12 protein-coding genes are annotated in these 14,211 nt (G+C 41.8%); 6 read left to right on the top strand and 6 right to left on the bottom strand.

Annotated elements, in window-relative coordinates:
* Nucleotides 1-13: 13 nt before the first annotated feature.
* Nucleotides 14-2,551: a zinc-dependent metalloprotease gene (locus tag FM038_RS19815; RefSeq protein ID WP_142871545.1), complete on the bottom strand. Its 2,538-nt coding sequence runs from the start codon at nt 2,549-2,551 to the stop codon at nt 14-16.
* Between the two features lie 365 nt (nt 2,552-2,916).
* On the opposite strand from FM038_RS19815, the gene FM038_RS19810 reads away from it, so the two are divergent.
* On the top strand, nt 2,917-4,569 hold the full coding sequence (locus FM038_RS19810) for an SUMF1/EgtB/PvdO family nonheme iron enzyme (RefSeq protein ID WP_142871546.1): 1,653 nt from the start codon (nt 2,917-2,919) through the stop codon (nt 4,567-4,569).
* A gap of 69 nt (nt 4,570-4,638) precedes the next feature.
* On the opposite strand, the gene FM038_RS19805 is transcribed toward FM038_RS19810, so the two are convergent.
* Nucleotides 4,639-6,390: a winged helix-turn-helix domain-containing protein gene (locus tag FM038_RS19805; RefSeq protein ID WP_229601089.1), complete on the bottom strand. Its 1,752-nt coding sequence runs from the start codon at nt 6,388-6,390 to the stop codon at nt 4,639-4,641.
* A gap of 385 nt (nt 6,391-6,775) precedes the next feature.
* On the opposite strand from FM038_RS19805, the gene FM038_RS19800 reads away from it, so the two are divergent.
* Both FM038_RS19800 and FM038_RS19795 read left to right on the top strand, forming a co-directional pair.
* Entirely contained in the window at nt 6,776-7,624 is an 849-nt protein-coding gene (locus tag FM038_RS19800) for a DMT family transporter (protein WP_142871548.1), read from the top strand.
* A gap of 401 nt (nt 7,625-8,025) precedes the next feature.
* Entirely contained in the window at nt 8,026-8,256 is a 231-nt protein-coding gene (locus FM038_RS19795; protein ID WP_142871549.1) for a hypothetical protein, read from the top strand.
* Nucleotides 8,257-8,266: 10 nt separating this feature from the next.
* Here the strand turns inward: FM038_RS19795 and FM038_RS19790 are convergent, their stop codons facing one another.
* The 4 genes from FM038_RS19790 to FM038_RS19775 all read right to left on the bottom strand — a co-directional run bounded on the left by FM038_RS19790 (nt 8,267) and on the right by FM038_RS19775 (nt 10,514).
* Entirely contained in the window at nt 8,267-8,476 is a 210-nt protein-coding gene (locus tag FM038_RS19790) for a hypothetical protein (RefSeq protein WP_142871550.1), read from the bottom strand.
* 292 nt (nt 8,477-8,768) lie between these two features.
* Nucleotides 8,769-8,981: a transcription antiterminator/RNA stability regulator CspE gene (cspE, locus tag FM038_RS19785; RefSeq protein ID WP_142871551.1), complete on the bottom strand. Its 213-nt coding sequence runs from the start codon at nt 8,979-8,981 to the stop codon at nt 8,769-8,771.
* A gap of 287 nt (nt 8,982-9,268) precedes the next feature.
* Complete coding sequence (locus tag FM038_RS19780) at nt 9,269-9,787, bottom strand: hypothetical protein (protein WP_142871552.1); 519 nt, start codon at nt 9,785-9,787, stop codon at nt 9,269-9,271.
* Nucleotides 9,780-10,514: a winged helix-turn-helix domain-containing protein gene (locus tag FM038_RS19775; RefSeq protein ID WP_142871553.1), complete on the bottom strand. Its 735-nt coding sequence runs from the start codon at nt 10,512-10,514 to the stop codon at nt 9,780-9,782. Before FM038_RS19775 ends, FM038_RS19780 begins: the two co-directional genes overlap by 8 nt.
* 471 nt (nt 10,515-10,985) lie before the next feature.
* Here FM038_RS19775 and FM038_RS19770 point away from each other — a divergent pair, with 471 nt between their 5' ends.
* From FM038_RS19770 to FM038_RS19760, 3 genes are all read left to right on the top strand, one after another.
* A complete protein-coding gene (locus tag FM038_RS19770; RefSeq protein WP_185965725.1) occupies nt 10,986-11,810 on the top strand; it encodes a cytochrome c3 family protein in 825 nt (274 codons plus the stop codon).
* An 11-nt stretch (nt 11,811-11,821) separates the two neighbouring features.
* A complete protein-coding gene (locus tag FM038_RS19765) occupies nt 11,822-12,358 on the top strand; it encodes a hypothetical protein (RefSeq protein WP_142871554.1) in 537 nt (178 codons plus the stop codon).
* 552 nt (nt 12,359-12,910) lie between these two features.
* On the top strand, nt 12,911-13,936 hold the full coding sequence (locus FM038_RS19760) for a phospholipase A (protein ID WP_223292919.1): 1,026 nt from the start codon (nt 12,911-12,913) through the stop codon (nt 13,934-13,936).
* The last annotated feature ends 275 nt before the right edge of the window (nt 13,937-14,211 follow it).

Below are 14,211 nucleotides of genomic sequence, written 5' to 3'. Positions count from 1 at the left end.
AACCGTCCAGCTCTCAGGCTTTAAAGGCTTTACTAATCAATAGGTCAACATAATTCTTATGGGCCTTTGTTGCTTCATCGGCTCCCCAAGGGCTGCTACGCTCTGCGATAAAGCGCAGCTGGTATACGACTGCAGACTTGGCCAAGTGATTGTATTTTGAGTCAGCTCCAATCCCAGCTATTTTGATTAGCTGTTGTACATATTCTATCTGCAGGTTCTGACTGGTTGACTTGATTGCCTTAGTATCAACAAAAATAGCTGAAGTTAACTCATTCATATACGTGGTGAGCTTGTATTCATTACCGTATAACGCGGTATCTGATATACGCTCTAGTACATTGATATGCAGCAAATGATTAAGCACTGATGTTTGCATGTTGAGTACCATCTTATGTGCTTTGGGATCTTCATTTTTCCCTGAATGTTCCCAGCCCCTACGTTGATGTTGCATATGGCTATAAAGGGGCTCTAAAGACACTAATGCATCCTCAGAAAATACATATTTTGCCAAGGCCTTCATGGCTTGTTGTTGTTTTTCGGCTGAAACTGGCGAATATGGAGCCGCTGCTGCATTGTTTTCGTCATGGTCACCGACAAAGCTTCGCTCGATGTTAACACCACCTATTTGGCGGGAGATCACCACGGCTTGTTTTTTATATTCACCATAGAGAACATTCACTGAGGTGAGTAATTGTTGATAGGACTCACCTTTTACTAAGGTTCTTCTTTTAATCCCCCCCAGAGTCTGGTCAATCAGAATCATTCTATCAACAGCATACGCCACGGGATTAGATGACATATCTCCAGTCATCATCAGTGGATCTATGTGTATACCTGCGCGGCGCATATCATCAGCATCATTGCCGAAGGCTAGCCCATGCTCTCCCGAACGGCGTAATATTGCATCGAGCCTCTTTTGTTCGGCATCGCTATCGTTTAATGCTGTTGAGTAACCATACTCTATTGCCCAATAATCATAGGGGCCAAGTTGAGTCTGAAAATAATCTCCCTGCTGGGCGCCGATAGGTGCTAGGTTTACTGGTGCATACTCCATCACAGAGCCTGTAAGTACTCCTTGGGTTATGGCCTTATTGTGTACCTCGTTTTCATCCCATAGGGTTGAAGCCTTCATGTTATGGCTTAACCCAAGAGTATGACCTACCTCATGCATCACCAGCATTCGTAGCCCTTCATCTAAGATGGATTTTTGAGTCATCTCTCCTGCGGCTATAGTTTCTGCCAATAACTGACTCTGTTGCAGTTGATGACCTAAACTGCAATTTAAATGTGCAGCTCGTCCACCTTGATACGACTGGCTTGTGTCACTCGCTAAGTTGTTGTCGCCTTGACTATACATCTGGTCAAGTGCCCAGGTATTTTTCATGAAGCGATATTCCAGTATCAGATCAGCGCCCAAGATCTCCCCTGTAAAGGGGTTAGATACAGCGTCACCATAACCGTTACTTAATGGCTTGGGGGATGACACCCATCGTAATACGTTATAGTTAATGTCTCCTGCATCCCAGTTGGCATCATCGGGTTGAACCTTGACCTGTATGGCATTCTTAAAGCCTAGCTCTTCAAACGCTTTATTCCAGGTTAATACCGCCTCCTTAATCGTGTCACGCCACTCATAAGGGGTGGTATTTTCAATCCACCAAGTTATAGGCTTAACGGGTTCGGATAGCGGGGCTGATGGGTCCTGTTTTTGCAAGTTCCAGCGTACAATAACATCCTCATAAGGAGCCCAATCGGCGGAGGTTTTATTATCTAATTGGTGAGGAAAGTATCCGACTCTTGCATCGTCACGACGGGGCTTAAAATTGTTCTGGGGCAGCTCAAAAAAAGAGTGCTGAATTCTAAGTGATGCCACTCTAGGATCGGTCAATGCTATTGAACCAACGCCCCTAGGGTTGTCATTGTTAAACACGTACTCGACGATCACATCGACATTATTTTCGTAGGTACGATTTTTGATTATACGTGATTTAGTTTCATCTAACTTACCCAGTTTAAACTGCTTTTTATTTCCTTGGTTGTTACCATCAGGCCATTGAGACACTCTATGTAAAGACTCGCTTAAAAAAAGCGGATCGACATTCACGAGCACTTTGCCATCTTGTTCGCTTTCAATTTTTAGACTCGCGAGCACGGGTTCACTGAGGTTGGCATCCTTAGAGCGACTCAATGGGCTATTTTCATCATAAATAAATCGAGACGATTTTGCGATAATATCGATACGATCAAAATAACGTTTGAATTCTATTAACTTCTCGTCACGCTTCAAGCCTCTGAATTCCCAGATATCGGCTAAGCCATCGACATTATGAGCCGCATATAATATCGGGGTATTGAGCTGAGACTCTTTGATTAACATGAAAGTCTCACCACTTTTGTTATCTTGATAAAAGTTGAATAAGCCTTCAGATACTCTCTTACCTGTTAGCATCTCGGTCATCGTTTTCTGATTATCTTCACGATCTGCCGCTGATACAGAATGCATGCTCGTTATCGATAAGATAACGGCTAAAGAAAGGCTAGATAACTTCATTCATTGTTTCCTTTTATTGATAATTATTCTATTCAGAACACATGAAATGTTGAAATAATTCGAGTGGTAAGTTGTGCTTTGGTTCAGTTTTAATCATGAAAGTGAGATCTTTCTCACTAACTCTAGATGTTAAAGGCGCGGCCATTTTTTTGGGGGGAACGGCCCTCTACTTCTCTTGCATTATTGCTTTGAGTGAAACAGAGCACTAGAAGCTGACTGAGGAGGCTGTAGATCTTTAGCGTATAGCCATAGTAAAAATCTAGGATTTTTCTATTTTATCCATTTTTATGTGAAAAATAGATATTTCATAAGATCCAACGAGTTGAAACTAATATTGTTTTTCCTATCAACAAAAGGAAATTGATATGAGCCAAGTATTTAAACTTAAACCATTCGTTATCGCCTTTGCAGGCATCACATTGACATCAACAGCTACTTTCGCCGCAGAGTCCGACTTTATAGAACCGCCTATGGTGAGTATTCCAGCAGGTGAATTCTCCATGGGCAGTGATCGCGGTGAGGAAAATGCAAGGCCCATTCGAAGAGTATCTATATCAGCCTTTCAAATGGGCAAGTATGAGGTCACGGTTGCTGAGTTTAAAAAGTTCATTAAAGCGACGAACTATGAGATGCCAAGTAACTGCTATCAGCATGTATTAGGTGGCCCAACAGAGGAATTAGCTGCATGGGATACCAATGTTTATAACTTCAGTGATTATCATCCTGTGGTGTGTTTACCTCAGCAGGCTGCGGTTGACTATGCCACTTGGCTGACAGATCAAACGGGTAAGCATTATCGACTGCCTTCAGAAGCTGAATGGGAATATACCTTACGTGCCGGCACAAGTACCCGATACTTTTTTGGTGATGAGCAAGCTGCTTCAAAAGCCTGCCAATACGGTAATGTATCCGACTGGTATGCGGCGGATAAGTCAGCGGAAATCTTTCCTGGGGCCTATGTGAGAGATATCGAACAATGCAGTGACAATGAAGCCACTTTAGCAATGGTTGGCCTCTATCAAGCCAATCCATTTGGTGTACACGACTTAATGGGTAACGCCATGGAGTATTTGGCGGATTGTTATGTCGATAGCTATAAGGATGCGCCAGTAGATGGCAGTCAGGTGATCATCGATGCTTGTGATTCCTTTGTGGCACGCGGTGGCAGTTGGCATTGGTTCCCTTGGCACTCAAGTGAGCGCAGCTATATCACCAATGACTTTTTGGGGGCTATCGAAGGCTTTAGGTTGGTGCTTGATACTGAAGGAAAAGAATTACCTTCGCAAAAGGGTGATACAGAGTTTGTACAAAAACTAACTCTAGCTCAGGATAAAGTGAAGCTTAAGCATGCAAAGAATCCAGCATATCCTAATAAGCCTCAGGGACTAGAAGTCGTTGAAGCTAAAAGGAGCAAGGTGACACTCAGTTGGCAAGGAAACAGTGAAGTATTCTTGAGTGGTTACACTGTCTATAGACAGGATCCGCTCACCAATAAAAAGATGGCCATTTCAACAGTCATCAAAGACACACACTTTATTGATACTTCGCCTTTAGCGCATAACGCTCGTTATTCTGTTGTGGCGCTTAACGGCACAACGCAGAGCCAAAGCAGCGAAGCTGTCGATAGTGGATCTAGCATGGTGCATACCTTACCCATTAAAATTCAGGGGGAGGCGTTTAACTTTGCCCATGGTGCAGATGTGAGGGATTCAACCATGGAGCCTGACAATGATAAGATTTTCAGCTCTTTAGGAGACAAAAAAGCGTCTTATCAAATTCGAGTAGCCCGTGGTGGTAAGTTTCAATTGGATGCGAGGGTATTTCACTCCGGTGAAGCTCAAAAATTTGAGTTATGGCTTGGAGATCAAAAACTAGCAGCGCCAAAACTTGAGGGGGAGAGGGGCTGGAAAACGGTTAATAATATCGTTATCGAATTGCCCCAAGGCATTCATACCTTAACCGTTGAGGGTGAGCAGCCAATGTTTGCGGTTAACTGGCTGGATGTTAAAGCCATTTAGTTAACCGAAAGGTGTATATAAAATCCATAAGTTCGGGCGGCGATTATACTTATTGGTGGCCGCCGGCTCTTAAATTTTTAGCGCCAATAACTCGGTCTCATTCGCTTGTCGCCAATATGATGGGGCGTTTTCACTAATATACTGTGAATAAAAGTCATAGTTAACTTGTTGATTAGATGCGCTGCATAACAGTAAAGCGATATCTAAGCCGATCGATAACTCACCCGAAAGCTGAGCTTGCTCGAAGGTACGTTTGGCATGATTAATAAATGCCTCTGTTTGCTGCTTAGCTTGAGCTAGCACTGTTTTAAGATAAGAGTTATAAACATTATCAGCAGTGAGATCGTCGACCAAGCCTTGAGCTTCACCGAGTCGATTGAAGTTGATGTAATGGGTCATAAGTTGCCTTCGACTCGATTGGGCGACCCAATGATCTGGCGTTAACGCAGTAAATTCGAGTACTCGCTGTAAATGTGGTTCTTTATCCGCTGGATTTTCGGCAAAAATAGCATAATGAAAGGGGACTTTAGCAAAGTGATAAATAGGTAATTGGTACTCCCGCATCTTATTTTCAGCTTGCTGTAAATACAGATATTTATCGTCTTCTTGATGCTTTTTATGAGCTAGCACAGATAAATAGGTGAGCGCATCTAGCTCTCGGGGGATGTCTTGAGCGTCCAATGCCAACTGAGCTGATCTTAATAAAGTGATTTTGATTGCTGCATAATCATCTTGTTGGTAGTGCAGCCAAGATTTTGAATGCCAGGCATCTGCCTGACGATTTAGGTCATTAATCTTTTCAAATTGTTCAATGGCTAAAGCCAGTTTATGCGCGCTTAAATCGTACAGTTTCTTACTGGTTAATATTTGACTCTGAAACAGATAGGCGTTACCTATCTGCTGAGGATCCTCTTGGGATTGGGCCTGCTCTGCAAGTTTATCTGCCATTACCATGGCTTTTTCGAGTTCTTGAGTCCTCAGGTAACTGAGGATCAGTTTACCTAAGATTATCAGGTCATCAGGAGCTTGTTGATAGGCAATTGATAGTTTGGCCTGTTTAAGCTCTGGCGCCTGAGGTTTACTCAGCAGATCATAAATAAGTGTCTGTGCTAAATGCTGTCTTAATTGTTCGAGCACATCCTTAGTTGATGACCCAGCGAGTTGCCCCTGCCACTCATCAAATGGGCCTTTTATTGAAAAATCCAAATGGGTTAGCTGCTGATGAACTCGAATATTACCGGTCAAGATAAACGGGTTTGATTGCGATAAGTGCGGGTATTCAAGCTCTGCAGAGGTTAAAAATTGGGTTGTTTCTAAATGAGCCAGAGGCGTGAAATCGAAGAGTTCACTGTCTTGCAGTACAAGCTGAGCCTGCTCCTGAGTGTTGTCAGAAATGTTAGAAAATGGAATGTAAGCTATTTTTATCGCCGACTCGTCATTTAAATGAATAGGCTCACTTGGCCAATTTATTATCCCAATAATGCAGATAACTAAAGCAACTAATGCTACATATAGCCAATAGGGCTGAGTTTGGGGGATGGCGGAAACGGGTGACTCTTGTTCACTGTGGAGTGCAATGTCAAGTGGAGCCGGGGCTACGATCTCAAAATCCAGTTGCCACTGGTAGCCTCGCTTGGGGAAGGTCTTTATGGCTACGTTGCCAAAAAGCGCTCTTAAGTGGCTAATGTTTTGGAAAATTGCTTGTTCAGACACCACCTTGTCTTGCCAGACATGAGACAGGATATCCTCTTTGCTCATTACATGCTTGGCTTGCTCAAGCAAGAGCGTTAATACCTTAGCTTCATTATGACGAATCGGCACTGCCTGATCATTTTTTAATAAAACTAAGCTTTTACTGTCAAATTCAAACTCTGTAAATCTATAACGCATTGTTTTTATAATGTGAACTTATACCGCTTGATAGTTTCACATTATATTAACTGCTTGGCTACAAAAGAGTCGTGAAATATTGGAACTGGGTTGAACATTTACTGTGAGCTTCTTTGTAGTTATGCCTGTAAAGGTAGGTTAAAATTCGTGTGATATTAAAGAGAGCAACCTCACTATCGCGTGTGGTTGCTTTTTGTTTTTTAGTACAGAATTTTAGCCTGACTTGAGTCCGTTTCATTTTGTTTGATGGGATCTGAGGTCAAAGGGCTGAGTTCGTCAATTTTAAGTATTAAACAATACAAAGAGAGAGTCGTCGATGCGTGCTGAGTTGTACCTACTTATAGCCACTTTACTGGCTGCACTGGGTTGGATTGCGTCTAAACTAGTGGTTATCGAGATGCCTGGAGAGGCGTTTATTGCGATAAGGTTCCTGCTTGCGAGCCTAGTTTTACTGCCATTTTGCTATAAGCAATTATTGAAATTACAGGTTAAACACGTGATGTTGGCTTGTGGTGTGGGTGTCTTTCTCGGGCTCGCATTGCAAGTTTGGGTTTATGCAGTGTCAATTAGCAGCAGCCTGTCTGAAGGAGCATTTATCATGAGCTTAGCCATGATCATTGCCCCCGTGACCTCATGGGTCCTGTTTCAGCTAAAGCCAAACAGAGCATTTTGGCTAGCCTTGCCGGTAAGCACTATGGGTATGTTGTTGCTGATGTTAGGCAATGGCTGGCAAGTCGATAAAAGCCAAGTTTATTTTCTGCTTGCCGCAATACTTCTCTCTATTCATTTTGTGTTGAACAAAAAAATAAGCAGTCAGATCACTCCGTTAGTTTCAATATGTTTACAGCTATTCACGGTCGGCATTGTGGGTCTCGTGTATGTGGGTTTTACCCAAGAATATGCCTTTGAATATAGCCACACTTTGCTGTTTTGGTTTGTTATCTCTACTATTTTAGCTACCTCGATACGCTACTTACTGCAAACAATGGGGCAGTATAGTATCAAGATGGAAACCGCCGCCTTGATCATGATCTTGGAACCGATATGGACCATGATACTCAGTGTCACTATGTTGAATGAGACACTGGAATTACAAAAGGCGCTGGGTGCTTGTATGATCTTTCTATCACTGTTCCTTTATATTAATACCAGTTCCATTAAATAAGTGATCATTCAGCGGGAGTTAAAAACGCTGTAAGCAAGTAAGGGGATTGAAGCTAATAGTTATTCTATGTCGAAAGCCGCTTGCGCAGCATAGAGTGTTTTTAAACCCGCACTATGTGAGCTTCTCAGGACTTCCACTTCTGCGTTGCATTGCCTTAAAAGGGAATAACCATTTCTTCAACAATGCGCCTTGAATTTAAAGCCCTGAGAAAGCTCTGAATAGGTCATACATTTAATGGAATTGGTATAGACTCTCCAAGCAATATGCATTGAGTGTTAAATGACTCATCATTTTACCGATAGGTATTAATCAAGGTGCAATAGGGCTGTTTGAACCAATATAGTCAGGTAAAAGGATTGCTTGTATTAGTCTAAAATGATGCTGAGCATTGAGGGGGAATAGTGACAGATGACAAGCTGGTCTTAATTTTAAAGTGCAGTATTTGTGTTGGTATTTGTTTAATCTCCCTCGGTATTTACTTGCATAACTTTAGCGAAATGATGGAAGAGATGGGTGTCACCGGGATCATCATTAGCGCTGTTTGTGTGGCCTTCGGTATGGCATTGTCTTTACCCACCAAAATGTACCTGACTTTTATTCTTGTGCAGCGGGAAGTAGAAAAGCAAAAGTAGGATTATGCTGCTAGCAGGAGATTGAGAAGTTACCGATCAGCTGATTTTCACTATTAATGATCTTACCCTGGCAAGTTTCATCACAATAGGATAGCTCAATATCTCTGCTATCTATGTTGCCTTTCATGAAGATATGACGCAGTAATACATCACCGTTTAACTGGTGGATTAATGCATTCCAAGAAGTGTTATTTTTAAAAATATTGAAATTTACTTTCATTGATTACCTTTGAGATTGGTTTGCTTGGTTGATCCCAAAATCGTTTTGATCTGATGAGCTAGACATTAGTCGGCGTATTTTATGATCAAGGTGATAAGAGGGTATTAACAGCAGGCTTAATTTTTTAGTGTTTATTTATAATGATATAACGAAGAAAGTGAGAAACGTAACGACATGTACATAAAGCAGATGATTGAAATGTTAATATTTTCGTAGAACCGGTATAAATCAATAAGTTGAGAATAAAATATGACGTAAATGGTCATAAAACCATTTACGTCAACTTACAAAGTTAGATAGCAACTACGTTAGCTGCTTGAAGGCCTTTTTGACCTTGCTCTACTTCGAAAGATACTTTCTGGCCTTCAGCCAAAGTCTTGAAACCGTCAGAAGCGATTGCACGGAAGTGAACAAATACGTCAGCGCCGCCATTGTCTTGAGTAATGAAACCAAAACCTTTCTCTTCGTTAAACCATTTTACTAGACCAGTTGTTGAATTAGACATGATGTGTCCCTTATAGTTAAATTCATAAAATTACCGCAGTATGCGATGTGCTCAAAAATCGAATTATTTAATGCGACGATGAAGATAAGGGAAAACTGAGGATCACAACTGTAACGTAGAAATTCTTAGATTTAACTTTTTACTTAATGTCTTTAATAACTCTAAACAACAGAGCGAGGCGAATAATACCGGATAATTATATTTTGTACAGGTTTATTTTATTTTTCCTATCTATTGTTGTCCGCTATAATTTTTAGCTAAGCCCAGATCAAGGTTAAAGCGCCTAGCTAGTGCACTAAGCGGCAACCGCAGACCGTATTGCTCGGTTGAAATAGTACGATCGCGTAGTCTTTCTGTTCATCGAGATCTAATGTTTCTATCGTCAGGTTATGCATGCCTTTATTATCCAGGTTAAATGAACTGACATAGGAGAGGTATTGCATATGTTCTGGTCGACCTTGCTCGTCATCCTGTGATTCCTCTTTGGTCTTCACTGAAAAAGCGTACTTGTGGGCATCACTATCGAAATTTAACAAGCTGCCTTTCATGCTGATATTTCCGGCGGGGCTGCCATCTAAGTTGAAGTATCGATAATTAAACTGTGCCTGCTTACCCTTAGCGATCACATCGACGAGTAGGTAATGACGTCCCTTATCGCTATCTCCTTTATGTCTATCGAATAGCTCTGAGCTACAATTTAACATCAAGGTCTCGCTTGGATTAAGATATCGATAGCTGATGGAGACACTGATCAGCAGCGCGATCAAGACTATGGCGTTGATGCCCCAAAGTAATTTTCTATTCACAGAGTGCTACCTTATCTAACCAAGCTTCAGAGATAAATTGTTTCTCTTGTCTAAAGTCAGATAATTTAAGGTTCCTGACAACCGACTGGCCTAATTTCTCTCCTCTCATGGTGATATTAAATACCTGTTCGTCATGGGATAAAGACAGATAAATATCTTGCCATGGCGCCGAGTAGCAGCCTCTGAACCCGGCAGAAAATTGATTGATAACACTCATTAATGACTCTGTATTGGTTTTAGATTTTGAATAGCTAATCAAGTTTATCTGTTGGCCAGATAAGAGGGTTAGCGGGGTGACATTATAGGGTTTTGTACTCGAGCCACTCTTTGAAAACTGGCTAATCAGTCCGATGGCGATGAGAAGTATGGCTATTATCAAGGCTGAAATGAGCCAAGGCTTTAGCTTGGCTATATGTGGTGATTGTTTATGTATCGCTTCGCCCCTTAGTCGATATCCCTTACTCTTTACTGTTTCAATCAACTGTTCATGTTCGGGTCCTAAGAAGGAACGTAACATAAACACAGCGCGGGTTACTGAAGAGTCACTCAAAGGTGGGTGATTTTCGTCGGCAGCCCCTAATTTGTGTTTAGCTACAACCCTATTACGGCTAGCTATAAGCAGCTTTAATACCTGTAACTCCGCCCGAGGGAGCTGCCAAATATTGCCATTTTCTAGGTTTTTTAGTTGCGCTCGCTGAATATCAAACTGACAACTGCCTAATTGCATCAATCTAGCTTCCTCATATAGGTAACTTTTGTATCATATTCAATAAATCTAATGATTTCTGTGATCCTTTCTACCTCCTATTAACTTGTTAATAAAAATGGCTGTAAGTGGCGATTAGATAACGTTTTTGAGAACAAAATCACACTGTTGAAGATATGAATTAGGTTTGAACTTTATCTTCACAATTATTGAATTAACATGAATTTTACAAATAAGGTGATCTGTGAATGTTTTAATGCAGTAAAATCGATACTTGTGAGTATATTCAATCTGTAAATTACATCACTGACACACTTACCTGATTCAAAAGTCTCCTTTGCTTAATCCGAATATTCACCTGCCGAAGATCACACTATTTATAAACCTATCCCCGCAAACTTAACTCAAGTCAAACGGCGGCAAAATTAATGCTGCCCGAGCCACTTTACAGTTAGCCAGATAACAATAACGCTTATTAAGTAGGGAATGATTATGACGATTAACAGACGACAAGCATTAACCAAGATCATAGGTATCAGTACTGCGGCGGCAGGTGCAACGCTTATGGGAACTTCGGCATTCGCGGCAACAGATGCAGATGGAAACTATAAGTTAGAATTAGGCGATAAGCTTAAGTATGTTCCACTCGATGCAATGGCAACGGCTAAACTCGCTTATGAAACTGGTGGTGGTTGTATGCATCAGGTATTCCACTCTATTATTGCTATGTTAGCCGCATCAGATAGTGTCGATGCCGCCAACTTTGCGACTATTCCTACGGCATTGGCTGGATATGGTTGGGCTGGGATCGTAGGTCAAGGTACTGTTTGTGGCAATGTAAATGCAACCGGTATGTTGGTGAATATTCTTGATGATATCAATGGTCAAAATTCAGCCGTTATCGGTGCTGCGTTTAGATATTACGAGAATACTGAGCTTCCACTCTCTTCAGATGCATTTGTTGCAGGCATAGGTTCCACCGCAGAAAAGACTACAGATGAAGTTGTCACCTCATCTGTAGCGAACAGTATTCTGTGTCACTCTTCGATCAGTAACTGGTCAAAGGCATCGGGTAAAATGTTCTCCGAAAAGGGTGAGCGTTGTAAGCGTCTGTCTGCATCCATTGCCTTCCATCTTGTAGAGCTGTTAAATCGTGCCCATGGTGGTGAAGATCTTAGTCTTCTACCTGAGGCTAAGCCTTCGGCTGAAGCGCAGGCGTGTCAGAGCTGTCATGGTGTGAGTGAAACTATGGGCTCAGCTGCTAGTGTTAAAGCTGATATGGAATGTACCACTTGTCATACTGGCCACTTCAACTAAAGGAGCGCGTCATGAATTATAAATTATTCGGTGTACTCTTAACTGGGGCACTAATGGTCACAGCCTGTGGTAGTGATGATAATGATAACGATATTGTAGACCCAGTGGATCCAATCGTACCGCCACCAGTAGTGACAACGATTGACGTTGATAAAGCTGCAAGCATAGGACTACAACTCGCGAGTTTTGATGGTGCCAGTGGTGCCTTGAGTTTTAACCTTAGCGATGCCGAACAAATGGCTATCACTAATGCTAAAGATTATCGCGTGGTCTACTTTGGTTTTCCTGACCCCGATGAGAAATCAGCAAATGCAAAGGCATGGAAGCGATGGCACCTAAGTAAGTCATACGTTTGTGATAGTGAAGCAGATACGTGTGAAGGCTTGCTGACAGAAACTGAAACCAAAGGCAGCTATACCTTTGAGGCTCCAGGATTAGATTGGAGTGAGGGAGCACCTGATGGAACTGTACAAGTCTATAAGGTTGCCATTGAGATAAAAGGCGCCTTAAGCAGCAGTGAGTTAGAGCTTCTTCCGCCACCGTTGTAAAGCCGCTATTTTCATCTGTTCTATTTAATGGGTTACATAGACAAAATTCCTCGAAGTGAGGGCTGTCAATGTTGAGAAGGTGAGAGTTAAGCGGACGACATATAGATTTGTCATTCGGGTTCTATATGTCGTCCGCATAAGTATTGACTCTTGCCTTTAGCAAGCCCTGTAACGATTGACCATCAACTCCCCTTCGGAGAGGTTTTCCTCTCCTTTTTTATCCCTTTCATTCAGCCACTTTTACATTTTGATAAAAGTGATTTCTGTTTTCTCATGTCCTATATAAATATGAAATTAATTCCTGCGCAACATGAGGTTAAGGCATCTGGCTAGAGGTTTGGGGTTGGAGGTTGGAGGTTGGAGGTTAGAGCTTAGTTAAATCATTGGCATGTGTTACAACTTAATTTATTATGCATACTAAGGTGATATGGTCTTTTAATGCCTCTCTAGGATAGAGTGACGTGCAGTCATCACCGCTTATTATGGCTTGCAGGGAATTATACCAATAGGTATTAATTCACAGTCGTCATCAACAATGATATGGAATTTATTTTGCTACGTTTAAATCATAAGTCTCTAGGCATCGCATCGTTAGTGTTTGGGGCCATGAGCCAAGTGCAAGCTTCTCCGATGAGCGAGTGTATTAGCCACCAAGTCGAAATTGGTACCGATGAAATGACGCTCGGTGAGATCCGTGGAATTTGCGAGGCTGAAGTATCGATAGATCGCGATAATACTGTGACCATGTTCGGTAAAGAAACTAAAGCAGGGGCCCTGACTAAGCGGATTATTCAAGAGCGCCAAAGTGAACAGTCTGAGTTTGTGCTAACGCCCCACAAAATGAATTATATTTTACCGATTTATACCAGTAATGAGATTAATCCTGATGTGTATATCGATGATCCTGCCTTTGATGACGGCCTAAAAAACATTGAATCCAAATTTCAATTGAGCCTTAAGTTCCCGCTTACCTATAACTCTTTATTTGTGGAAGGCGATCGAATTTATGGCGCATTTACTATCGAAGCTTGGTGGCAGGTTTATGCCGATGACATTTCCAGCCCTTTTAGAGAAACTAATTACAATCCAGAGCTGTTCTATGTGATGCCATTAGATTGGCACCCCTATGAGAGCAACACTGGCTTTATGTTTGGCATCGAGCATCAATCTAATGGCCGCTCAGTACCGCTTTCCCGTTCATGGAACCGAGTATTCGCTGAACTCATTTTTGAGAAAGAAAATTGGGTCTGGTTTGTCAGGCCTTGGTATCGTTTGCCCGAGGATACTAAAACGGATCCTTTAGATCCCGGTGGCGATGACAACCCGGATATTGCTGATTACATGGGGAATGCTGAATACGGTATGGGCTATGATTTTGGTGATTATGAGCTGAGCGTCAAATTACGCCAGAATTTTTCCACCAGTAATGGCGCGGTACAAGTTAATCTCACCACACCGCTTTATGGCAAGCTAAAAGGCTATGTTACTTTCTTTAACGGCTATGGCGATAGTTTGATTGATTATAATCACAGCCAAACGCGTGTAGGCGTAGGTATCGCGCTCAATAATATGTTTTAACTTAGTTATGTTTACCTAGTTCATGTCTTAACGGCTCCTAGTTCCAATGATCTAAATGCTATTGGTGGTTAATCATTTAGCATTTTTATAGGCCTGTTACTTTCAGTTTTCATTGCTTTCTCGCTGTTTGCTAAAGAGAGTGCTTATGTACAAGAGCTCTCTTTAGCAAACTTGGCTACTACAATGTGAGCTTACATTGCTATCTCCTATCCCCATCCCTAACTACCACCATCTAATCTCCTGTGTGCCAGTCATTACCTAGTGATAAATATCGC

It is taken from the genome of Shewanella eurypsychrophilus (assembly GCF_007004545.3).
GTDB classification, from domain to species: domain Bacteria; phylum Pseudomonadota; class Gammaproteobacteria; order Enterobacterales; family Shewanellaceae; genus Shewanella; species Shewanella eurypsychrophilus.
Note: the sequence above shows the minus strand (reverse complement) of the source record. Positions and strands in the feature narration are given on the sequence as shown.

What these genes read in the sequence shown, in the direction of transcription:
- FM038_RS19790 (WP_142871550.1), bottom strand. Translation starts at nt 8,476, where the DNA reads ATGAAAGTAAATTTCAATATTTTTAAAAATAACACTTCTTGGAATGCA.
- FM038_RS19815 (WP_142871545.1), bottom strand. Translation starts at nt 2,551, where the DNA reads ATGAAGTTATCTAGCCTTTCTTTAGCCGTTATCTTATCGATAACGAGC.
- cspE (WP_142871551.1), bottom strand. Translation starts at nt 8,981, where the DNA reads ATGTCTAATTCAACAACTGGTCTAGTAAAATGGTTTAACGAAGAGAAA.
- FM038_RS19800 (WP_142871548.1), top strand. Translation starts at nt 6,776, where the DNA reads ATGCGTGCTGAGTTGTACCTACTTATAGCCACTTTACTGGCTGCACTG.
- FM038_RS19765 (WP_142871554.1), top strand. Translation starts at nt 11,822, where the DNA reads ATGAATTATAAATTATTCGGTGTACTCTTAACTGGGGCACTAATGGTC.
- FM038_RS19770 (WP_185965725.1), top strand. Translation starts at nt 10,986, where the DNA reads ATGACGATTAACAGACGACAAGCATTAACCAAGATCATAGGTATCAGT.
- FM038_RS19775 (WP_142871553.1), bottom strand. Translation starts at nt 10,514, where the DNA reads ATGCAATTAGGCAGTTGTCAGTTTGATATTCAGCGAGCGCAACTAAAA.
- FM038_RS19810 (WP_142871546.1), top strand. Translation starts at nt 2,917, where the DNA reads ATGAGCCAAGTATTTAAACTTAAACCATTCGTTATCGCCTTTGCAGGC.